Origin of the sequence: Methylobacterium sp. Leaf469, assembly GCF_001424745.1 — a bacterium.
Taxonomy (GTDB): domain Bacteria; phylum Pseudomonadota; class Alphaproteobacteria; order Rhizobiales; family Beijerinckiaceae; genus Methylobacterium.
The window spans coordinates 512,338-533,015 of sequence record NZ_LMRE01000034.1 but is presented as its reverse complement, the minus strand read 5'-3'; the positions used below and the strand labels follow the sequence as shown (position 1 = coordinate 533,015).

17 protein-coding genes are annotated in these 20,678 nt (G+C 72.1%); 7 read left to right on the top strand and 10 right to left on the bottom strand.

All coding sequences use genetic code 11. The features are described 5' to 3' along the window. The first annotated feature begins 125 nt into the window (after positions 1-125). From ccmI to ASG60_RS16530, 6 genes are all read left to right on the top strand, one after another. The gene (gene ccmI / locus ASG60_RS16555; RefSeq protein WP_056386646.1) at positions 126-1,697 is read left to right on the top strand and encodes a c-type cytochrome biogenesis protein CcmI; all 1,572 of its coding nucleotides are present in this window, start codon (positions 126-128) and stop codon (positions 1,695-1,697) included. Between the two features lie 150 nt (positions 1,698-1,847). Beyond that, the gene (ccmE, locus tag ASG60_RS16550; protein WP_056386644.1) at positions 1,848-2,372 is read left to right on the top strand and encodes a cytochrome c maturation protein CcmE; all 525 of its coding nucleotides are present in this window, start codon (positions 1,848-1,850) and stop codon (positions 2,370-2,372) included. Positions 2,373-2,403: 31 nt separating this feature from the next. Beyond that, positions 2,404-4,410, top strand: coding sequence for a heme lyase CcmF/NrfE family subunit (locus tag ASG60_RS16545; protein WP_056386642.1), 2,007 nt, complete (start codon positions 2,404-2,406; stop codon positions 4,408-4,410). After that, positions 4,407-4,871 carry a cytochrome c-type biogenesis protein gene (locus ASG60_RS16540; RefSeq protein ID WP_056386641.1) on the top strand — a complete coding sequence of 155 codons (465 nt, stop codon included), beginning with the start codon at positions 4,407-4,409 and terminating at the stop codon, positions 4,869-4,871. Before ASG60_RS16545 ends, ASG60_RS16540 begins: the two co-directional genes overlap by 4 nt. A gap of 177 nt (positions 4,872-5,048) precedes the next feature. Further along, positions 5,049-5,768 (top strand): DUF1007 family protein, encoded by a 720-nt coding sequence (locus tag ASG60_RS16535; RefSeq protein WP_056386639.1) that lies wholly within the window; start codon positions 5,049-5,051, stop codon positions 5,766-5,768. Next, a complete protein-coding gene (locus ASG60_RS16530; RefSeq protein WP_056386637.1) occupies positions 5,759-6,763 on the top strand; it encodes a nickel transporter in 1,005 nt (334 codons plus the stop codon). Before ASG60_RS16535 ends, ASG60_RS16530 begins: the two co-directional genes overlap by 10 nt. Positions 6,764-6,813: 50 nt before the next feature. On the opposite strand, the gene ASG60_RS16525 is transcribed toward ASG60_RS16530, so the two are convergent. Continuing rightward, positions 6,814-7,404, bottom strand: coding sequence for a histidine phosphatase family protein (locus ASG60_RS16525; RefSeq protein ID WP_056266872.1), 591 nt, complete (start codon positions 7,402-7,404; stop codon positions 6,814-6,816). Between the two features lie 144 nt (positions 7,405-7,548). Here ASG60_RS16525 and ASG60_RS16520 point away from each other — a divergent pair, with 144 nt between their 5' ends. Further along, on the top strand, positions 7,549-8,580 hold the full coding sequence (locus ASG60_RS16520) for a tyrosine recombinase XerC (RefSeq protein ID WP_082531786.1): 1,032 nt from the start codon (positions 7,549-7,551) through the stop codon (positions 8,578-8,580). Here ASG60_RS16520 and ASG60_RS16515 read toward each other — a convergent pair. From ASG60_RS16515 to ASG60_RS16475, 9 genes are all read right to left on the bottom strand, one after another. Further along, positions 8,487-10,244, bottom strand: a complete 1,758-nt coding sequence (locus tag ASG60_RS16515) for a tetratricopeptide repeat protein (protein WP_082531785.1) — start codon at positions 10,242-10,244, stop codon at positions 8,487-8,489. The two genes, ASG60_RS16520 and ASG60_RS16515, sit on opposite strands and share 94 nt — an antisense overlap. 108 nt (positions 10,245-10,352) lie before the next feature. After that, the gene (locus tag ASG60_RS16510) at positions 10,353-11,000 is read right to left on the bottom strand and encodes an HAD family hydrolase (protein ID WP_244476696.1); all 648 of its coding nucleotides are present in this window, start codon (positions 10,998-11,000) and stop codon (positions 10,353-10,355) included. A gap of 176 nt (positions 11,001-11,176) precedes the next feature. After that, the gene (gene gltX / locus ASG60_RS16505) at positions 11,177-12,538 is read right to left on the bottom strand and encodes a glutamate--tRNA ligase (RefSeq protein ID WP_056386633.1); all 1,362 of its coding nucleotides are present in this window, start codon (positions 12,536-12,538) and stop codon (positions 11,177-11,179) included. A 10-nt stretch (positions 12,539-12,548) separates the two neighbouring features. After that, positions 12,549-13,832 (bottom strand): hybrid sensor histidine kinase/response regulator, encoded by a 1,284-nt coding sequence (locus ASG60_RS16500; protein ID WP_082531802.1) that lies wholly within the window; start codon positions 13,830-13,832, stop codon positions 12,549-12,551. Between the two features lie 65 nt (positions 13,833-13,897). Further along, positions 13,898-15,070 carry an FIST N-terminal domain-containing protein gene (locus ASG60_RS16495; RefSeq protein ID WP_056386629.1) on the bottom strand — a complete coding sequence of 391 codons (1,173 nt, stop codon included), beginning with the start codon at positions 15,068-15,070 and terminating at the stop codon, positions 13,898-13,900. Between the two features lie 94 nt (positions 15,071-15,164). Continuing rightward, positions 15,165-16,031: a hypothetical protein gene (locus tag ASG60_RS16490; RefSeq protein ID WP_056386627.1), complete on the bottom strand. Its 867-nt coding sequence runs from the start codon at positions 16,029-16,031 to the stop codon at positions 15,165-15,167. Then, entirely contained in the window at positions 16,028-18,112 is a 2,085-nt protein-coding gene (locus ASG60_RS16485; RefSeq protein WP_244476695.1) for a glycosyltransferase, read from the bottom strand. Before ASG60_RS16485 ends, ASG60_RS16490 begins: the two co-directional genes overlap by 4 nt. Then, positions 18,109-19,974 (bottom strand): glycosyltransferase, encoded by a 1,866-nt coding sequence (locus ASG60_RS16480; protein ID WP_347379659.1) that lies wholly within the window; start codon positions 19,972-19,974, stop codon positions 18,109-18,111. The genes ASG60_RS16485 and ASG60_RS16480 overlap by 4 nt, the downstream gene beginning before the upstream one ends. Continuing rightward, on the bottom strand, positions 19,971-20,645 hold the full coding sequence (locus ASG60_RS16475; RefSeq protein ID WP_056386623.1) for a hypothetical protein: 675 nt from the start codon (positions 20,643-20,645) through the stop codon (positions 19,971-19,973). Before ASG60_RS16475 ends, ASG60_RS16480 begins: the two co-directional genes overlap by 4 nt. Between the last annotated feature and the right edge of the window lie 33 nt (positions 20,646-20,678).

Sequence of the window (20,678 nt, the reverse complement as noted above, 5' to 3'; positions counted from 1 at the left end):
GTCGTGCTCCATACGGTTAAGGTCGATCCAGCGCCGGCCTTCGCGTGACACCGTGTCGCCCGAAGCCTGCATCGTAGGGACCACAGCGTGGCCTTACATGCGGTCGCACAGTGTTTCGAGGCGTGATGACGGCACTCTGGTTCATTCTGGCGCTCATGACCGGCGCGGCGGTGCTCGCCCTGCTCTGGCCGATGTCGCGTCGGGCCAATCCGTCGACGGCCCCGGATGCCGGCGCCATGGCGATGGAGACGGGGTTCTACGAGGACCAGCTGCGCGAGATCGAGCGCGATCTGACGCGCGGCCTCATCGCCGCGCCCGAGGCCGAAGCGGCGCGCACGGAAGCCGGCCGCCGCCTCCTGCGGGCCAACCGCGTGGGCGTTCCCCTCGTCCCCGGCATCGCCGAGCCGGCCCTGCGTCAGCGCCGCGCCGCCTCTGCCTTCGCCCTGTCGACGATCCCGCTGGTCGCCCTCATCGCCTACGGACTCTACGGCTCGCCGCACATGCCGGCGCAGAGCGCGGCCGAGCGGCAGGCGGCGGAGAACGGCGGACAGGATCTCCTCAACGCCATCGGCCAGATCGAGGCGCGGCTCGCCAGCAATCCCACGGACGGGCGGGGCTGGGCCGTGCTCGCCCCCGTCTACATGCGGATGGGCCGGTTCGACGATGCGGCCCACGCCTACGAGGCCGCCGCCCGCACCCTCGGCGAGACCTCGCAGCGCCTGTCCGATTGGGGCGAGGCCGTGATCGCCGGCAACAACGGCGTGATCTCGCCCCAGGCCAAGACGATCTTCGAGCGCGCCGTCGCCCTCGACGGAACGGCGGCCAAGCCCCGGTTCTACCTCGCCCGCGCGGCCGAACTCGACGGCGATATCCCATTGGCCATCAAGCGCCTGGAGGGCCTCGCCGAGAATGCGCCCGCGGACGCACCGTGGCTCCCCGTGGTGCGGGACAACCTCGCTCGCCTGAAGGGCGAAGCCTCCCCGACGGGCGGGGTCTCGCCGAAGGGTGATGCGCCGGTGGCCCGGCCCGGCGCCGGGGCCGCGCCCGATTCGGGCGCCGCCGCATCGCTCCAGGCGATGCCGCCGGAGGGCCGGAACGCCGCCATCCGCAGCATGGTCGCGGGCCTCGACCAGCGCCTCGCCGAAAAGGGCGGCACGGCGGACGAGTGGCTGCGCCTCGTGCGCTCTCTCGGCGTGCTCGGAGACCGCGACAAGGCCGGGGCCGCCCTCGCCCGGGCTCGGACGGCCCTGGCTTCCGACCCCGCGGCGCTCCGCGGCCTCGAGGCCCTGGCGGGTGAATTCGGGTTGACGCGCGACGGAGCGGGCCAGCCGGAGGCCGAAAGATCCGGCGCGGCCGGTGGAACCAGGGACGCCCCCAAGACCGACACCACGCAGGCCGATGCGGCCAGGGCCGGCACCGAGGCGGCGGTGGCCGCCGTGAAGGCGATGCCGGCGGCCGAGCGGGACGCGGCCATTCGCGGCATGGTCGCGGGCCTCGACCGGCGCCTGGCGGCCAAGGGCGGCACCATCGACGATTGGCTGCGTCTGGTACGCTCCTATGCCGTCCTCGGCGAGCGAACCCAGGCGCGCCAAGCCCTCGACCGGGCTCGCATGGCCCTGAGCCCCGAGCCCCAGGCGAAGGAGCGCCTCGACGAGCTCGCACACGAACTCGACCTCGCCGCGGCCGGACGCCCCTGACAATCGGTCCCGGCCGCCGACCTTGACCCGGGCGCCGACGCGGCCGACACCGTCCTTTACGCCCATTCCAAACACGGGTTCCGGCTGCCGGGGGCGAAACGCCCGCTCCACCGGCGCCCGCGACACCACAACCGAGACGGGACGACCCGCGTGACCCGCAAGAGCCGCCGCCTCATCCTCATCAGTGCCTGCGGCGCCGTGCTGGCCCTGGCGGTCGGACTGATCCTGTCGGCCATGAGCGGCTCGATCGTGTTCTTCCGCTCGCCGACGGAGGTTGCGGCGCAGGGCGTCGCACCCGGCACCCGGTTCCGCCTCGGCGGCCTCGTCAAGGATGGCTCGCTCCAGCGCGGGCCGGACCAGACCGTGGAATTCGCCGTGACGGACACCAACGCCACCGTGCAGGTGGCGTATCGCGGCCTGCTGCCCGACCTGTTCCGCGAGGGCCAGGGCATCGTGGCGGAGGGCCGCCTTGAGCCCGGCGGTCTGTTTCGCGCCGACACGGTGCTGGCCAAGCACGACGAATCCTACATGCCTCGCGAGGTCGCCGACGCCCTGAAGGCGCAGGGACGCTGGCAGGAGGGCAAGGGCATGGTCGAGAAGCCCGTCGGCACCAAGCCCGCCGACTCCAGCACGGCCATCACTGAGAAGACACTCGGTCAGCGCAGCGAGCGATGATGCGCAAGCTCCCCCGGAAGGACGCCCCCACGTGCTGATCGAAGTCGGCCACTTCGCCCTCGCCCTGGCGCTCGCCCTCTCCCTCGTCCAGGCGGTGATGCCGGTCTGGGCCGCCCGCTCGGGCGACCAGGCCCTGCGCGCCGTGGCGACGCCTGCGGCGCTCGGCACCTTCGCCTGCGTCCTGTTCGCGTTCGGGGCTCTCACCTACGCCCACGCCACCTCGGACTTCTCGGTCCAGAACGTGGTCGAGAATTCGCACACGGCCAAACCCTTCCTCTACAAGCTGTCGGGCGTGTGGGGGAACCACGAGGGCTCGATGCTGCTCTGGATCCTCATCCTGGCCCTGTTCGGGGCCTTGGTTGCGATCGCGCGCGAATCGGTTCCGCCGACGCTCAGGGCCAACACCCTCGCGGTGCAGGGTCTGATCACCTTCGTGTTCGTGCTGTTCATCATCACGACCTCGAACCCGTTCGCCCGCGTCAGCCCGGCCCCGCCTGAGGGCAACGATCTCAACCCGCTGCTGCAGGATTTCGGCCTCGCGATCCACCCGCCGCTCCTCTACGTCGGCTATGTCGGGTTCTCGATCACCTTCGCGTTCGCCATCGCGGCCCTCATCGACGGGCGCATCGACGCCGTCTGGGCGCGGGCCGTGCGGCCGTGGACCCTCACCGCCTGGAGCTTCCTCACCCTCGGCATCGCCATGGGCTCGTACTGGGCCTATTACGAGCTCGGCTGGGGCGGCTGGTGGTTCTGGGATCCGGTAGAGAACGCCTCCCTGATGCCGTGGCTCGCCGGCACGGCGCTCCTGCATTCCACCGTGGTGATGGAGAAGCGCGACGCCCTCAAGGTCTGGACGGTGCTCCTCGCCATCCTCACCTTCTCCCTGTCGCTGCTCGGCACCTTCATCGTGCGGTCGGGCGTGCTGACCTCGGTGCATTCCTTCGCCACCGACCCGACACGCGGCATCTTCATCCTCGCCATCCTGATCCTGTTCATCGGCGGCTCGCTGACCCTGTTCGCGTGGCGGGCGCCGATGCTGCGCCAGGGCGGCCTGTTCGCGCCGATCTCCCGCGAGGGGGCGCTCGTCATGAACAACCTGTTCCTCGCCGCTGCCTGCGCCACGGTGTTCGTCGGTACCCTCTATCCGCTGCTGCTGGAGATGCTGACGGCGGAGAAGATCTCCGTCGGTCCACCCTTCTTCAACTACACCTTCATCCCGCTCGCGATCCCGCTCCTGCTCATCGTGCCCTTCGGCCAGACCCTGGCGTGGAAGCGCGGCGACGTGCACGCCGCGTCCCAGCGCCTATTCGCGGCCCTGGCCGTCGCCCTCGTGGTGGGCCTGGCCGTGCTCGCCTACACCTGGGGCGGCCCGATGATGGCCCCCGTGGGGATCGGCCTGGGCGCCTACCTCGTCATCGGCTCCGTGCTGGAGATCGTCTCCCGCGCCCGCGGCTACGGCGCGAGCCGCACCCGCAAGGCCTCCGTGGTCTGGCGCCGGGCCATCGGCCTGCCGCGCTCGGCCTGGGGCACGGCTCTCGCCCATGCGGGCGTCGGCGTGGTGGTCCTCGGCATCGCCGCCCAGGGCTGGGCGACGGAGGGGTTGAAGACCCTGAAGCCCGGCGAGTCCCTGGCCTCGGGCCCCTACGTCGCGACCCTCGACCGGGTCGGTCCGCGCATGGGCGAGAACTATTCCGAGACCACGGCCTTCCTCACCATCCGCAGCACCGCCGGCGACATGATCGGCACCGTGGAGACGGGCAAGCGGTTCTACCCGAGCCGCAAGATGACGGTGACGGAATCCGGTCTCCTCACCCTCGGGGTCAGTCAGGTCTACGCCAGCCTCGGCGAGGTCCTGCCCGAAGGCGGCATCGGCCTGCGCCTCTACTACAAGCCCTTGGTGCTGCTGATCTGGCTCGGCGCCGTGGTGATGGCGCTGGGCGGCGCCGTGTCCCTCACCGACCGGCGCATGCGCGTCGGCGCCCCGGCCCGTGCCAAGACGAAGCCCGTGTCCGCCGGCAGCATGGCGGCGGCGGAATGACCGCCGCCCCGCGCCTCGCCCTCGGGCTGCTCCTCGCCCTCGGCTCCGCCGGAGGCGCGCTCGCGGTGCAGCCCGACGAGGTTCTGAAGGATCCCGTCATGGAAGCGCGGGCGCGGGACATCTCCGCGGGCCTGCGCTGCCTCGTGTGCCAGAACCAGTCCATCGACGATTCCGATGCGCCGCTGGCCCGCGACCTGCGCGTCATCGTGCGCGAGCGCCTCCAGGCGGGCGACACGAACCCACAGGTCGAATCCTACGTGGTCGGGCGCTACGGCGAGTACGTGCTCCTGCGCCCGGTCTTCGCCGCCCACACCCTCCTCCTGTGGCTGACGCCGCTCGCCGCCATCGGCCTCGGGGTCTTCGGCCTGTGGCGCCTGTCGCGCCGCCGCACCGATCCGGCGCCGCAGGGCCTGAGCGCCGCCGAGGAAGCCGAGATCGCGGCCCTGACCCGGCGGGACTGACCCCGCGGGCGTAACGCGCACCTCGGCGATGGACCCCGACGCCTCGCTTTCGCCCCACTGAATCGGAATGGATGAAGGCGGCCCGGCTTCAGCGAAGGCCGATTTTCGACGAAGGCTCAGACTCGGCAGAGGGCCGCGTTTACGCTTTCTTCACCACGACTCGCGAGCGTCCCCGCCATGCCGACCGCTTCGCTCACCCACCTCCTGACCGGCTTTACCGCCCTCGTCGCGAGCCTCGCGCTCGTCCCTCCGGCGGAAGCGCATCCGCACGTCTGGGTCTCGACGAAGGCCGAAATCACCTACGGCGAGGGGGGGCGCGTCACCGGAATCCGCAACGCCTGGACCTTCGACGCGTCCTATTCGGCCTTCGTGGTTCAGGGGCTCGACGCCAACGGCGACGGGGTGTTCTCGCCCGAGGAACTGTCGTCCCTAGCGCGCGAGAACACCGCGAATCTCGCCGAGTTCGGCTACTTCACCAAGCTCAAGGTCGCCGGCAAGGAACAGCTCTTTTCCGATCCCACCGAGCCGCGCATGGCGATGGAGGACGGCAAGCTCACCATGACGTTCCTCCTGCCCCTGAAGTCGCCCGTGGCGCCGGGGCGCGGGGTGACGGCGCTGGAAGTGTACGACCCGACCTACTTCGTCGCCTTCGGCCTGTCCGATGCGACCGACGCCGCCCGCCTGACCGGGGCGCCCACGGGCTGCGCCGCCACGGTGACGCGGCCGAAACCCGAAGCGGTCAAGGCGGCAGAGGGCAAGACGCCTGATGGCAGGACGCCTGACGGCAAGACGGCGGACGCCAAGCCCGGCCTGTCGGAAGCGTTCTTCGAGGCACTGACCGCCTCGGCGAATTACGGCAGCCAGTTCGCCAACCGGATCATCGTCGCGTGTCCGTAGGCGTTGCCGTCGCGGCACGGCCGCCGGGCCTCCTCGGTCGGCGCCTGATCCTTGCCGCCGGTGCGACGGCGCTCGCCGCCGGATTGCTCGCCGGCCTCATGCTCGTCATCGGGCCGGACGTGGCGGCGCCCCCGCCGCGCTCGCCCTTCGGCATCGGTTTTCGCGAGGCGGCGCCCTCGGCCACGGGCCTCGGCGGCTGGATCCTGGCCCTCCAGGCGAGCTTCTCCCGCAGCCTCCAGGGCGCGCTCCAGGCCATCAAGGCCGGCGGCGCCTGGGGGCCGATGCTGCTTCTCGGTTTCAGCTACGGCGTGTTCCATGCAGCCGGCCCCGGCCACGGCAAGGCGGTGATCGCCGGCTACATCGTCGCCGGGGAGCGCGCCCTGGCCCATGGTTTCGCCCTGAGCTTCGCCGCCGCCCTGCTGCAGGCCGTGGTGGCGGTCGCCATCGTGGGCATCGGCAGCCTGCTCCTCCACGCCACCGCCGCCGGCCTGACCCGGGCCGGCACCGTCATCGAGACCGTGAGCTTCGCCCTGGTGGCGGCCCTCGGCCTCGCCGTCACTTGGCGCAAGGCCGGGCATCTGGCCGCCCTCGGGCGCGAGACGCCTGGGTGCGGGCCGGATTGCGGGCACGTTCACCTCACGGACGGCGACGCGCTGGCCCGCCTCGGCACGTGGCGCGAGCGAGCCGGCGTGGTGCTCGCCGCGGGCTCCCGTCCCTGCGCCGGGGCGGTGCTCATCCTCGTCTTCTCGGCGTCCCAGAACATGCTCTGGGTCGGCATCGCCGCGACCTTCGCCATGGCGCTGGGCACGGCGCTCACCACGGGGGCGCTCGCGAGCCTTGCGGTCTTCGCCAAGGCGCTCGCCCTGCGCCTCGCCGGTGGGCGCGGCGAAGCCGGCACCCGGGCGGTCGCCGCCCTCGAACTCCTGGCGGCCGCCTTCGTGCTGGTGCTGGGCCTCGCCATGCTCACCGGCCTCGCCTTCGGCACCGGCGGCTGACTCAGGCCGGATCCGCTTACGTCTTTCAGGCTCGTGGATCCGGGCTCCGCTCAGGCCCGTCGGGTGATCCGGTCAACCCCAAGGTCGAGCTCCACGGTCTCGCAGTTGTCGAGCCACACGCCGGTCAGATGAAAGAAGAACGTGCCGTGTCCGACCACCGCGATGGTGCGCTCGGGCCGCGCCGCGAGCCAGTCGCGAAACGCCGCCACGCGACCGTCGAACAGGGTGCGGGGCTCGACATGGATGCCCTCGGCATCGGGCTCGCCCTCGGCGTGCCACCAGATCTCGGGCAGGTGATCGACGGCGACATCCGGGAACTCGGCCGCCAGCACGGAGGCGGCCCGGCCCATGTCGCAGCTGCTCTCCTGGCATTCCCGGTGCAGCACCTCCACGAGGATCTTCGGCTCGGCCGGATGGCCGGCGAAGATCCCCTTGGTGGTCTGAATCGCCCGGGTCAGGGGCGAGGTCACCACGAGGTCGAAGGCGATGTCGTGGAGACCGGTGCGCGCGGCCTCGACCTGAGCCAGCCCCCGCTCGGTCAGGCGGGCATCGATGTGGCCGGGGTCGCGCCCCGTGAGGCGATGGGCGGCGTTGAAGGTCGATTCGCCGTGTCGGATGCAGACGATGCGCGTCGGGGTCATAGAAATCCGGTCTGGATGGGCGGGGGTCCCGTCGAGATAGGCGGCGGCCCACGGGCTGGAAAGGGCGCTGGGGTCGCGCTTCGTCAACGGAGCCTCAACCAAGGGCGCGTTGAGTGGGCGGCCGAGCCCTCCAGGATCGCCCCCATGCTCCAGCCGACGCCGCCCCCGCCGGACACCCTGGCCGCCCTGGAGGCCTTGCGCGCGTCCGAGACCCTGGCCTTCCCGGGTGATGCGGCCCTCCGAACTGCGTTCGGCACCTGGCAGGACGAATTGCTGCGCGAGCGCCGGATGTCGGGCAACACCGCGGAGGCCTATGCCCGCGACCTGCGCCAGTTCCTCGCGCACCGGCAGGCCCGGCACGGCCGCCCCGACATTCCCGGCCTCATCGCCCTGAAGCCCCGCGACCTGCGCGGATTCCTGGCGGCGCGCCGCGCCGAGGGCATCGGCGGGCGCTCGCTCATGCGCCAGCTCGCGGGCCTGCGCTCCTTCGCCCGGCACCTCGCCCGCGAGGGCCACGGCACCGTGGCCGCACTCGGCGCCGTGCGCTCGCCCAAGGTCGAGCGCCGCCTGCCGCGGCCGATCCCGATCCCCGCCGCCAAGGCGATGACCGGCACGGCCCTGCGGGACGGCGAGGACCGTGAGCCCTGGGTGATCGCCCGCGACGCGGCGGTAATCGCGCTGCTCTACGGTTCGGGCCTGCGCATCTCGGAGGCGCTCGGCCTCACCGCCAAGGATGCGCCCCTGTCGGGGACGGATTCGATCACCGTCATCGGCAAGGGATCCAAGATGCGGATGGTGCCGGTGCTGCCCGCCGTGCAGCAGGCGGTGGCGGCCTACCTCGCCGCCTGTCCCTACAGCCTCGACCCGGCGGGACCGCTGTTCGTCGGCGCCAAGGGCGGCCCGCTCTCGCCCCGCATCATCCAATACGCCGTCGCGTCCATGCGCGGCGCGCTGGGCCTGCCGCCGAGCGCGACGCCGCACGCCCTGCGCCACTCCTTCGCCACCCACCTGCTCGGCCGCCAGGGCGAGTTGCGGGCGATCCAGGAGCTGCTCGGCCACGCCTCGCTGTCGACCACCCAGCTCTACACCAAGATCGACGCCGCCCGTCTGATGGACGCGTTCGACGCGGCCCATCCGCGGGCGGGAGCGATGCGGCGGGTGTCGGGGGCGGCATAGGCCATCGGCCGAAGCCCGTCGGGCCGCCCGGTCGAGGCCCCCTGCAATTCGGAGTCCGGCACATCGATGCCGGATAGCGTCCCGTCGGCCAGGCCGCGCGCCCGCGCGAAGCGCGGGTGGTCGCGCAAGTCCGGCTTGAGACCGAGCGCCCTGTCGAGATCGGCGCGGGCACGCGCGACGTCGCCTTTCTGGCCGTAGGCGATGCTGCGCTCGAACAGCGCTTCGGCCCAGTGCGGCCGCAGGGTCAGGGCGTCGTTGAAGTCGCCGATCGCCCGCACGGATTCGTTCCGGCGCCGCCACATCAGGGCCCGGTTGTACAGGGTGACGGCCCGCACTGTGGCATCCGTCGCCAACTGGAGAGCCCGTGCGAAATCCGCCTCGGCCCGAGCACCGTCTCGGAAGTGCTCGTAGAGCCCGGCGCGCACCTGATAGGCGAGCGCGATGCCCGGATCGAGCGCGAGCGCCCGGTTCACATCGGCCAGGGCGCCGCTCCAGTCCTTGAGGTCGCGCTTAGCGAGACTTCGATCGTAGAGGGCCAGGACGCCGTCCGGCTGGCGGCGCAGATACGCGTCGAAATCCGCGATCGCGGCGGCGGGCTCGCCCCTGCCCCGGTGCGCGATCCCGCGGTTGAGGTAGGCCGGGGCGTAGGTCGGATCGAGGCGCAGGGACGTGTCGAGATCGGCCAGCGCGCGATCCCGCTCCCCGCGGACCGCGTGACCGACGGCGCGGTTGAAGTACGCGAGGGCGTAGGACGGATCGATGGCGATCGCCGCGTCGCAGGCGGCGATGCCCCGGTCCGGCGCGCCGGTGTTGTTGAGGACGTTGGCGCGCCAGAGGAACGCCTCCTTGTTGCGCGGATCGAGGCGCAGGGCCGCGTCCACCGCCGCCAGAACGCCGGCAGCATCGTGCCGGTCGAACAGAAGTCCGGCCCGCAGGACATGGCTGTCGGCCCTGCGCGGATCGATCCGAAGGGCCTCGTCGATGTCGGCGAGGGCGGCCTCCTTCTCGCCCATCTGATTTAGAACGGCCGCCCGGATCGAGAGGATGGCGGGATTGGCCGGGACGAGGCCGATCGCCGTGTCGCAATCGCGTCGCGCCTGCGCGACCCGCCCCTGCCGGAACAGCACGAAGCAGCGGTTGCCCAGCGCATCGGCGTAGGACGGCATGAGCGTGAGGGCCGCGTTGCAATCCTCCAGGGCGCGATCGAGGTGCAGTCCATCCGCCTGGGCGCCGCACCGATTGCTGAGGAGAGCGGGCTGGTTCGGGGTCAGCCTGAGGGCTTCGGTGTAGTCGCGAATCGCCTCGTCCGTCCGCCCGAGGCGTCTCAGGGTGTGTGCGCGCCACCAGTAGAGATCCGAGGTCGAAGCCCCCTTGAGCGCCTCTCCCAGATCGGTCACCGCCTCGGCGAGTTGCCCGAGCTTGAGGAGGGCCATCGCGCGGCGGCGATGCAGGTCGGCCGTCTCGGCGTTCGCATCCGATGGCCTGTCGCGCAGCAGCAGCGAGCACGCGGCGACCTGCGCGGCCCAGTCGCCGCGCCCACATCCGGCCGTCGCGATCTCGGCGGCCTGCGGCTCCGGGGCCGGGCCGCCGTCGAGCGCCCGGGCGGAGCCGCCCATCAGGGTCGCCGCGAGGATCGCGGCCATCCGCACCGGACCTGGGACCATCCTGAACCTCCCGCTCCGCACGCGGATCCTACGGGCCCGGACCCGAGGGGCCGAACCTCCGCACGCACAACGCGCAGAACCGGGCGAGTGTGCCGCCTCGCGGGAGGTTCACGGTCGGGGACGAGCATCCGGCGCCGGTTCGAACGACGGGCTCCGCACCACCGCCGTGGCGACGTCCAGCAAGGTCTCCCCGGTGATGTCCGGCGCCCGCAGGGCGGGCGAGTACGGACGGCCGCGCGCGACGTAGCCCGCCGTGAGGCCGGCGGCCATTGCGCCGTGGAGATCCCACGGATGGGTCGCGATGAGGGCCATGTCGCCCGGAGCGCCCCCGGCCGCCCGTGCGGCGTGGAGGTAGACCTCGGCGCGTGGCTTTGCGAGCTTCACGTCCTCGACGGAAAGAACCCGCTCGACGAGATCCTCCAGGCCCGCCGCGGCGAGCAGGCCCTGCGTGGTGCCGGCCGCGCCATTGCTCAACGCGAAGATCCGAATGCCGGCTTCGGCGAGAACCCGGAATGCGGCCCCGGCGTCTTCGTGCGGGGGAAGGCTCTTCATCATGTCGAGGACGGCCTGCCTGCGCTCCGGGGCGGTCTCCAGACCCTGCATGGCGATCAACTCGTCGAGGCACCCCGACAGCACGGACTGGAAGGGCGCGAAGGTGCCGGTCGCCGCCAACGCGAAGGTGTCCCGCAGTCCGGCGGTGTAGAGGAAGTCCAAGGCGAGGGGCGGCAGGCCCAACGCGACCAGCGCGGGCCGCATCGGCTCATGCTGAACACCGTGCCGATGATGTCGAAGGCGACGACCTTGGGGCGAGGGGGCATGACGGTTCCACCGGCGCGAGGCGCGTTGGGATCGAGGGCCGGGGTGATATCGCGGGCGTCGCACACGCCCACGGCAACGGGAGGGCCGCCCGGGATGCGCTTCCGTCCACGCGGTCAGAGGGTTCGCGCGCCCGCCAGCCGCTCCAGCACCCGCGCGCGGCCGATGAGGGGCAGGAGCCCCGCCAGGTCCGGGCCGTGCTCCAGGCCGGTCAGGGCGAGGCGCAAGGGCATGAACAGCGCCTTGCCCTTGGCGCCCGTGCGTGCCTTCACGGCGCCGGTCCAGGCCTTCCACGTCTCCCCGTCCCAGGGCTCGTCCGGCAGGACCTCGACGGCCGTTGCGATGAAGGCCGGGTCGGCGATCACGGGCGTGACGGGTCCGGTCACGACACGCCACCAATCCCCAGCCTCGGCGACCTTGGCGAGGTTGGCCCGCACGCCGAGCCAGAACGGCTCCAGCACGTCTTCCGGCACGCCGAGGGCTAGGAGGCGGGCGCGGACCTCGCCCACCGGCATGGCGTGGATGAGCCGGGCGTTGAGGCCGTCGAGCTCGTGCGGATCGAACTTGGCGGGTGCCCGCGAGATGTGGGCGAGGTCGACGAGGCTCGCCAGCTCGTCCATCGACGCCACCGCCCGCACGGCCTCGGCCGAGCCGGTGAGGACGGCGAGCGACCGCACGGCCGCCGGCTCGTAGCCGGCCTCGCGCAACCCCCGCAGGGACAGGTGACCGAGGCGCTTCGACAGCCCCTCCCCGTCCGCCGTGGTCAGCAGATTGTGGTGGCCGAAGACCGGGACCGGATGCCCCAGGGCCTCGAAGAGCTGCACCTGAACGCCGGTGTTGGTGACGTGGTCCTCGCCCCGGATCACGTGGGTCACACCGAGGCCGGCGTCGTCCACCACGGAGGGCAGGGTGTAGAGGTAGGTGCCGTCGGCCCGGATCAGCACGGGATCGGACAGGGAGGCGCAATCGACATGGGACTCGCCGCGCACGAGGTCGATCCAGCCCACCGTGCGGGGTTCGAGCTTGAACCGCCAATGCGGCGTGCGCCCCTCGGCCTCGAGGGCGGCGCGCTCGGCCTCCGTCAGGCCGAGCGCCGCCCGGTCGTAGATCGGCGGCTGGCCGCGCCCGAGCTGGCGCCGACGCCGGCGCTCCAGCTCGTCCTGGGTCTCGTAGCAGGGGTAGAGCCGCCCCGCGGCCTTGAGACGTTCGGCCGCCGCATCGTGGATCGCCGACCGGTCGGACTGGCGGGCGCGCAAGTCGGGCACGATGCCGAGCCAGGCGAGATCCGTCTCGACGGCCTCGGCGAATTCCTGCGTCGAGCGCTCCCGGTCGGTGTCGTCGAGGCGCAGGAGGAAGCGCCCGCCATGGGTCCGCGCGAACAGGGCGTTGAGCAGCGCCGGCCGGGCATTGCCGAGGTGCAGGTAGCCCGTCGGCGAAGGTGCGAAGCGGACGAGCGGTGGGGTGCGATCGGTGGTCATACGCGACCGTCTAGCAGGCGGTTGGAGGCGAGGAAAACGCCGCTTCCGCCAGCAGGGCGGTGAGAAGGGCGCGCAGCTGCGCTGGCCGGGTCGGCTTGTGGACGAGTTCGGCCCCCAGGGCCTCCACCTCGGCCGCGATGGCGGCGCCGTGGTCGGCGGTGGTGACGATGACGGGCGGGACGCGTCCGGCCGTGTCGCGAAAGTGCTCGGCGACGGCGAGGCCGCAGGCGCCGTTGTCGAGGTGATAGTCGAGGATGAGCAGGTCCGGCCGGAGGTCCGCCGCCGCGACCCCGGCGAGATCGCGGAAGACGAACACCTCGGCGTCCCAGTTGCGCAGGAGGCGGGCGAGGGCGTCGGCCGTGGCCGGATCGTTCTCCACGACGAGGATCCGGGCGCCGGTCAGACGCGTGGCCACGGGGCCGACGCGCGCCTCGGGGGCCGGCGCGGCGGCGCTCACGGGCACGGTCAGGCTGACGCGGGTGCCGTGGCCGGGGCGGGAGGCGAGGGCGAGGGGATGGCCGAGGGCCGCCGCCATGCGCTGCACGATGGAGAGCCCGAGACCGAGGCCGGGCTCGCAATCCCGTGCCTCGGCCTGTCCGCGATAGAATTCCTCGAACACCAGCGCGCGCTCGGCCGGAACGATCCCGCAGCCGGTGTCGATGACCTCGATCCGGCACACGGACCCGCGCGACCGCACGGCGAGGAGGACGCCGCCGGAGGTGGTGTAGCGCAGGGCGTTGGAGACGAGATTCCGGACGATGCGCCCGAGCATCACCGGGTCGCTCACCACCATGCGGTCCGCCCCGCGCACGTGCAGGCGCAGGCCCTTGCCCTCGGCGGTGTGCCGGAAGCTCGCCGCGATGCCGCCGAGGAGATCGGCGAGGCGCACGGGCCGGATCACGGGGTGCACCACCCCGGCATCGAGCTTCGAGATGTCCAGGAGGGTCTTGATCAGGTCCTCGATGGTCTGCAGCCCGCGCTCGATCTGGCCCGAGATCGCCCGGGCGTCCGGGCCGAGGGACATGTCGGCGAGGGCCGAGGCCGAGAGGCGGGCGGCGTTGAGGGGCTGGAGCAGGTCGTGGCTGGCGGCGGCGAGGAAGCGGGTCTTCGAGCGATTGGCCGTCTCGGCCTCCTCCTTCGCCGCGACCAGGGCCGTGTTGGACCGCTCAAGGCTGTGCATCAGCCCGGTCAGCTCCTCCGTGCGCGACCGGACCCGGCCCTCCAGCATGATCGCCGTCTGGAACAGCGAATAGGCGCTGCCCTGCTGGTCCATGCTGCGCTCGACATGGGCCATCAGCGCCGCGTTGATGCGCTCGAGCTTGGCGATGCGCTGCGCGCTCTCCGGATCCGGGGGACCGCTCACGGCAGCAGCCGCCGCCCGATGGCGATCCCCGTGAAGGTCTGGTTGAGGTGCATGGCCCGGTACTGCTCGCCGTAGGTCTCGAAGCCGACGACGTCGTAGCGCCGATAGAGGTCGCAGATGCCGTGGCGCCCTTGCGCGTGCTCGGCGTCGAGGCGGCGCAGGATGCAGTCGAACCCGATCACGAGGTCGATGCCGCCGAGTTGGGTCTCCAGGCGTTCGAGTTCGGCCCGGGTGGTGGCGACGATGTCGCGCGGCCGGGCGAGGGTGAGCACCACCCCCTCGTCGATGGCGCAGAAGAAGCTGAGCGACCCGTTCTCCGGATCGAGGCGCCGGATCGAGCGGCAGAAATACTCGCCGCCGATTCGAACGGCCAACGGATAGGCGGCAAAGCTCATCGGCGAGAGCCCTTCGGGGTCGAGCCCCACCGCCATGGCGTATTCCCGCGCCGCCGGCTCGGCGTTGAGCTCGTAGACGATGCGGCGCTCGTCGTCGGAGGCCGTCACCACGAACTTCGTCGTCGTCGGTTCGAAGTTGTCGCTCTTGAAGATCTGCGTCGGGTAATCGGTCTCGACGAGGAGCAGCACGGCGGCCCGCCGGTGGATCGCACCGCCGTGCAGGAGGGTCGCCTCGCGGAAATCGAGGCCGTCGCCGGCGGACCCGCCCACCAGCGGAATGCCGTCGAGGGCCCAGGCGATGGCCGAGACCACGGTCTCCTCGGCATTGGCGAGCCCGTCGATGAGGGAGAGGGCGAAGCGCCCGCCCTGGGGCGGCTCGCCGGCCTCGCCGCCGAGGGTGCGCCGCAGGGCGCGGACGGCGGCGGCGGTGCGGGCGACGTCGAGGTGATCGATGGCGTCGAGCACCGCGGAGACGATGCGAAAGCCGGCCATGGGAAACGCGATGAGCACGAGGCCTCGGGCGAGGCCCCCGGCCGGGCTGATCCCGCCCGACATGGTGCAGCCGGCGACCGGCATACCGGGGAAGTGCTTCGTCAGAGCGTGATTGAGGGTCTCGACGCAGACATCGGACGAGAAGAACACCACGATCTGCGACAGCTCGGCGGGGCCGAGGGCGGCGGCGATCTCGGATACGGCGCGGCCCGCCTCGGACGCATCCGTCCAGGCCGTTCGAATCCCGCACAGATGCGTGCGCACCTGCGTGTCCTGGCTCACGCCTCGCTCCCGTGCCGTCGGGCGCGGGCTTGGCGCCCGTCAACCCATTGCGCCGACTGTGTCAGCGCGCCCGAACGCACGCAAGCGCGCCGCGTCAGCCGGCGGGCACGCCGACGGAGAGGCCGCCGCCCCGGCCGATGGCGCGGACGCGCGGCCGCTCGGGTACGAGGTCCCACAGCCGGGCCTCGGCGTAGCGCAGGCGCCGTTCCCCATCCGCGCCGGTCCCGTGGAAGCACTGCTCCAGGGCGAGGATCGCCGTCGGGCGCGGCGGGTGCGGTCGCGCGGTCGTGTCGATGTCGAGGGCGACGGCGTCCGCGATCCCCTGTGCGAAGCCCTCGACGGTCGCCACGAGGGCGGCCATCTCGGATTCGTCGAGGGTCAGGACGAGGCAGAGCCGGAGCGCGTCGTCGGGGCAGGCCTCGACGGGGATGTCGCGCCGGAAAGCGAGGGTAAAGCGCGGGGTCTCCGCACTGGGGTAATCCCACCGGTGAGCGGCCCGCACGCCGGCCAGCGCCACCCACTGGTCGGGCCCGGTGGAGGACGGCGCGGCGATGCGGCCTTCGGGGCGCCCGTCCTGACGGAAATGCAGGAGGGGGTTGATGCCCGCCCGCCCGACATCGGGATAGCGGGCGAGATACATCAGGGTGCTGAAGGCCGGGCTCGGATCGAGGCCGGCGGCGGCGCCCGTGCGCAGGTAATGCCGCACGGGGTCGAGGCGGGTCGGCCCGCTCTGGCGGCGATAATACGCCGTGTCGAAATCCGCGTTCGGATCGTAGCCGAGGCCGGCGCCGCGCCGGACGTAGTGCCAATACGGGTCGATCCCGGAACGGGCCACGTCGGGGTAGCGCGTCCGGTAGAAAGCCTCGTCGAACAGGCGCGGCACACGGCCGATGATGAGCCGACGAACGAGTTCCGTGATGCGCGCGACGGCACGCTGGCGGGGGTTGGGTTTCGCGCTCATGCGAAGGTCGGTGCCTCGCAGAGACGGCGCAGGGTCTGCGCGTAGCGCGTGGGGTCGCAGTCGGCCCGGATCCGATCGAGACCGGCCCGCCGAACCTCGGTCCAGAGGGCGTCGTCCGTGTGGAGGCTCGCCAGGGCCTCGGCGAAGCCTGCCGGATCGCGCCAGTCGCGGGTCAGGGAGCCGGTGCCGTCCGGCCAGCCGATCTGCGCGGCGAGGATCGGCGTGACCACGCCGGGCAGGCCGTGCGCCACGGTCTCGTGGACCTTGTGCGGGATGCCGGCGGCAAAGCGCGTCGGGGCCAGCGACACGCGGGCGGCATCGAGGATCGGGCCGACCGCGTCGACGCGGCCGAGGATCCGCACCCCCTCGCCCGAAAGCCGTTCACGGATGGACGGCGCCACGGCGCCGACGAGGGTGACGTGCGCGTCCGGCATACGCGCGCGAAGAAGGGGCCAGACGTCCGAAAAGAACCAATCGAGGGAATCGATGTTGGGCTCGCCCTCGCGGGCCAGCGACCCGAGGAACACGAAGCCGTCGCGCGCCGAGAAATCGGGCGGGTCGTCCCGGAAGGTCAGCGCATGGCCCAACACCGTGGCGTTGGGAACGCCGCTCGCCCGTAGCACCCGCGCCTCGGCCTCCGAGACGCAGACCACGTGGTCGGCCACGGCGAAGTGGCGGATCTCGCGCGCGCAGGCCCGCGCCAGGGCGGGGCCGTGGGCGGGAGCGCCGGAGAGCGCCTCGGTGACGAAGCCGCGCAGGGCGAACACGGCCTCCGAATCGAACACGATTCGGGAGCGCCCGACATCCCGCGGGGTGAGCCCGAGATCGTGCAGCACGCGGCAAGTCCGTTCGATGTTCGGCGGACGGCTGACCCAGAGCACGTCGTAGTAATCCGGCCGCTCCTGGACGAGGTGGCGCAGGCCGGCCTCGCCGCAGGGCTCGACGATCTCGATGCGGGTGGAGAGGTCGCGGGTGAGCCGGCCCGGTTCCTCGCGCTCGCCGTGGATGGAGCAGAACGTCACCGCGTAGCCGAGGCCCGCCATGGCGTTGAGGATGTGGTTGGCGCGCGGCAGGCCGGCACCGAGGTCGAGGTGCGGCGCCCGGTCCTCGACGTAGAGGACGCGCAGGGTCCAGGGGTCGTGGTCGCGGGCGGCGAAGCCGGTGCGCTGCGGTCCCTGCCCGAACAGCCACGCCGCATGGCGCTCGCGAAAGCGCGCGCGGTTGCGGTCGAGCAGGCGCTCGACGTCGTCGCGCCGGGCGCTTGTGACGTTCTCGACGTGGATCGCGATGGCACGGGGCTGATACACCACCCGGCGCCCGGCCTGGTGGCAGCGCACGCACAGATCCGTGTCCTCGAAATAGGCCGGCGCGAACCAATCGTCGAACCCGCCGAGCTGCCCGAACAGGGCGGCCTCGATCATCAGCACGGCGCCCGAAACGTAGCCGACTTCGCGGGCGAAGGAGGCCTCGGGCGCGAAGGCATCGGCGCCGCCCCGGCCGTATGGATGCGTGGTCTGGGCGTCGTCGCGAAAATGCGCTCCGGCTTCCTGGAGGACGCCGCCCGGGAACACGAGGCGGGCACCGGCGATGCCGACGGCGTCGAACTCCGTGAAGGTGTCGAGGAGGGCGCGGAGAGCCCCGGGCATCAGGTCGACATCGGGGTTGAGGAACAGGAAAAACGGCCCGCGCGCCAGCGCCGCGCCCGCGTTGCAGGCGGGGCCGAAGCCGATATTCTCGTCGTTGAGCACAACCTCGGCGCCGTCGACCCGGGCGAACAGGGTGCGGGTCTCGGCATCGGAGGCGTTGTCGACGACGATGACCTCGAAGGGCACACCGGCCAGGGCCTGCCCGGCGGCGAGCCGGTAGAGGGTCCAGGCCAGCATGTGGCGGGCGCCGCGCGCGACGATGACGATGGACACGCGCGGCGTCGCTTCCGATCGGAAGCCGATGCGGACATCGTTGAGGAACAGGGAATTCCAGATAAGGGCCGCCTCGGCGAGGGCGGCCTTGCGGCCGGTGGCGGCATCGACGGCTTCGAACAGCGGCGTCATGGGCGATGTGGTCGTGGGTGACGTCGTCATGGGTGAAGTCCGGGGGACGAGCCGGCGGCGGGCAGCCGAACGCGGCCGACGAGGTCGTCGTGCAGGATCAGCAGAAGGCCTCCGTTCGTCGGCGCCTCTCCTCCGTCCAGGGTGAGGCTCGCCGGGACGGGCGCGAGATCCGTGCGCGTCGCGCTCAGGAACGGCAGCCCCTGGGCGAGCCCGAGGGGCGTGATGGCGCCCAGGGTCAATTCCAGCGCCGCGTCGGGCTCGACCAGAAACGCCGCACCCGGATGGCGGCCGACGACGAGGTGACTCGGCAGCGCCAGTGCTAGGACGAACCGTCGGGGTCCGGCGCCGACGAGGCGCGCCTCGGCCTCCCAATCGGGCTGCACCCCGGCGATCTCCACCGCTACGGCGGCGCGGAGGGCCGGCGGCAACCGGCGCCCCCGCACCCATTCGGGACCAAGGGCGACTTCGGCTCCGGCGAGGCCGCTCGCGATTCCCCTCGAGGGTCCCTGCTCCGCTTGCACGAACCAGCGCCGCCGCTCGGGCGAATAGGGGGCCGTGCCCGGCGGGGCCGCGCGTTCGGTGGCGATGAGAATGCCGTGTCGGGCATCGTCCGGCTCCGCCGTGCCGAGGCCGGCCACGCAGGTCAGGGCGCCACCGGGCAACGCCAGGGTGACCGGATCGTGTCCATCGATGGCTGCGGGAGGCACCGCATCGCCGCGTTCGGGGATCAGATCTCCGATGTGCGCCCGCAAGAGCGTCAGAAGCGCGTCCTCCGCCGCCTGCGTACCGGAATTATAGCTGGCAAATAAATTCGCGCAGGCCTCTGTCAGCGCCGCCAGCCCGCGGGCGTCTTCCACGAGGGTGAGCACCTGGGCCTTGACCTCGTCCACACCCGCGCAGCGATGGGCCGGAGCGATGGGCGAAAAACCCTCGAAACCGATGCTGGTGCCGATGACGGGGACGCCGAAAGAGAGGGCCTCGGCGACCTTCATCTTGAGACCGCTGCCCATGAGCATCGGTGCCACGACGAGATCGACGCCGTCGTAGAAGTCCTCGATCCGATCGACATAGCCGGCTAACTCGATGCCCGGTCGTGGCCTCGCCCCGAGGCCCGCGCAGATCTCGCCGGCAATGACGAGGATCGGCCGGCTCGGGGTCCAATCCGCGCTCCAGGCTTCGGCGAAGCGCCCGATGGAGAACAGGTTCGGATCGTTGCCGTGGCCGATGAAGCCGATCCGGGCGAGGCGCTCCGGCGCGCGGAACGGCCGGCGGGCCGGGAAATGCGGCGGCAGGAGGTGGACCCGGGCACGGGTGATCGCCGCGAAATGCTCCGCCTCCTCCGCTTGAATCGCCAGCACCACGTCGGCCCGGTCGAGCCCTGCCGCTTCCCCGGCCGCGTCCGTGTAGAAGAAGTTCGGCTCGGCCCGGAACGGACGGTACTGCGCCTGCCGGTCGGCGAAGCGGTCGTGGGTGTCGATGAGGGTGAGGCGGCCGGGCGGCACCGCCGCGAGGCAGCGCGACAGGAACACGTAATTGACGAGGACGGCGCGGGTCTCGGGGTAGGCCGCGCAGTACCAGGCGACGAAGTCCCCGAGTTCGTCGGGGCACCAATCGTCGATGCTGAAGTGCCGGGCGCGCGTCTTGAGGGGGATCGCGGCCTTCGGTTCGACCCGGAAGGTCCGCTGAAAATGCCGGGCCATGGCCGCCGCATCGGTGGGCGGGTGCTGGCCGAAGCGGCGGTAGATCTGGTCCTCATGGGCGAAGTACGCGAGATCGACGGCGAACCCACCCCGCGCCAGGGATTCGCAGGTGGTGACGAGGCGGCGCCGGTTGCCGGCGCTCGTCGGAAAGGCCGGCATCGGCGCGATCACCAGGACGGTCGGGCGGTTCACGGGCGCACCCGCACGGCCGTGAGCCCGTCCGGTCCGACGAGGAGGGCGGCGTCGGTGACGCCCGTGGCGGGCTCGCCCCAGACGGGGTCGAGGGTAAGGACCGCACGGGGCGCGGCGCCGAAGCTCAGCCGGGCGCGGGCCACTCGGGCGCAGCGCCACTCGGCACCGGAGCGCAGCATCAGGACGGTCGGCACGCTGCTCCCCGTCAGGGTCGCCTCGCCCGAACCCGCCAGCGCGAGGTCGGGCGCGCCGGCCGGGCGCTCCTGGCTTGCGGCGAGGGCCGACAGGGCGGGGCCGAGGAGCGCCAGCAAGGGGGTGAGGACGCCGCAGGTCGCGGGGGTCAGGGCACCCAGCACGGCCGGACACAGGGCCGCGCGCTCGGCCGGATCGAGGTCGGAGGCCGGACGCGGCGGCGGAACCGAGACGATCAGGTCGTGGAAATGCGTCGCGACGGTGAGGCGCTCCGTCGGACCGGGGGCGGTGAAGACGAGGAGCACCACCGGCTCCGCTTCGGGCCGCCCGAGGCCGCAGAACGCCCAGGTCATCAGTTCGCCTGCGCCGACCCCGAGGGGAATCGGCAGGGCGGTGGACAGGGGATAGCGGGCGACGAACACGCCCGCGCCCACGGCGAAGAGGTGTCCGTCGACCCGCTGCGCGGTTGGCTCCGTCATCGGGACGGGACGCGGATACGCAAGTCGCGTTTC

Bases quoted from the DNA above. Each gene is read 5' to 3' on its own strand.
- ASG60_RS16525 (WP_056266872.1), bottom strand. From the start codon at position 7,404: ATGACCCCGACGCGCATCGTCTGCATCCGACACGGCGAATCGACCTTC.
- ccmI (WP_056386646.1), top strand. From the start codon at position 126: ATGACGGCACTCTGGTTCATTCTGGCGCTCATGACCGGCGCGGCGGTG.
- ASG60_RS16515 (WP_082531785.1), bottom strand. From the start codon at position 10,244: ATGGTCCCAGGTCCGGTGCGGATGGCCGCGATCCTCGCGGCGACCCTG.
- ASG60_RS16500 (WP_082531802.1), bottom strand. From the start codon at position 13,832: ATGGCCCATGTCGAGCGCAGCATGGACCAGCAGGGCAGCGCCTATTCG.
- gltX (WP_056386633.1), bottom strand. From the start codon at position 12,538: ATGACCACCGATCGCACCCCACCGCTCGTCCGCTTCGCACCTTCGCCG.
- ASG60_RS16490 (WP_056386627.1), bottom strand. From the start codon at position 16,031: ATGAGCGCGAAACCCAACCCCCGCCAGCGTGCCGTCGCGCGCATCACG.
- ASG60_RS16520 (WP_082531786.1), top strand. From the start codon at position 7,549: ATGCTCCAGCCGACGCCGCCCCCGCCGGACACCCTGGCCGCCCTGGAG.
- ASG60_RS16485 (WP_244476695.1), bottom strand. From the start codon at position 18,112: ATGACGACGTCACCCACGACCACATCGCCCATGACGCCGCTGTTCGAA.
- ASG60_RS16475 (WP_056386623.1), bottom strand. From the start codon at position 20,645: ATGACGGAGCCAACCGCGCAGCGGGTCGACGGACACCTCTTCGCCGTG.
- ASG60_RS16535 (WP_056386639.1), top strand. From the start codon at position 5,049: ATGCCGACCGCTTCGCTCACCCACCTCCTGACCGGCTTTACCGCCCTC.
- ASG60_RS16540 (WP_056386641.1), top strand. From the start codon at position 4,407: ATGACCGCCGCCCCGCGCCTCGCCCTCGGGCTGCTCCTCGCCCTCGGC.
- ASG60_RS16510 (WP_244476696.1), bottom strand. From the start codon at position 11,000: ATGCGGCCCGCGCTGGTCGCGTTGGGCCTGCCGCCCCTCGCCTTGGAC.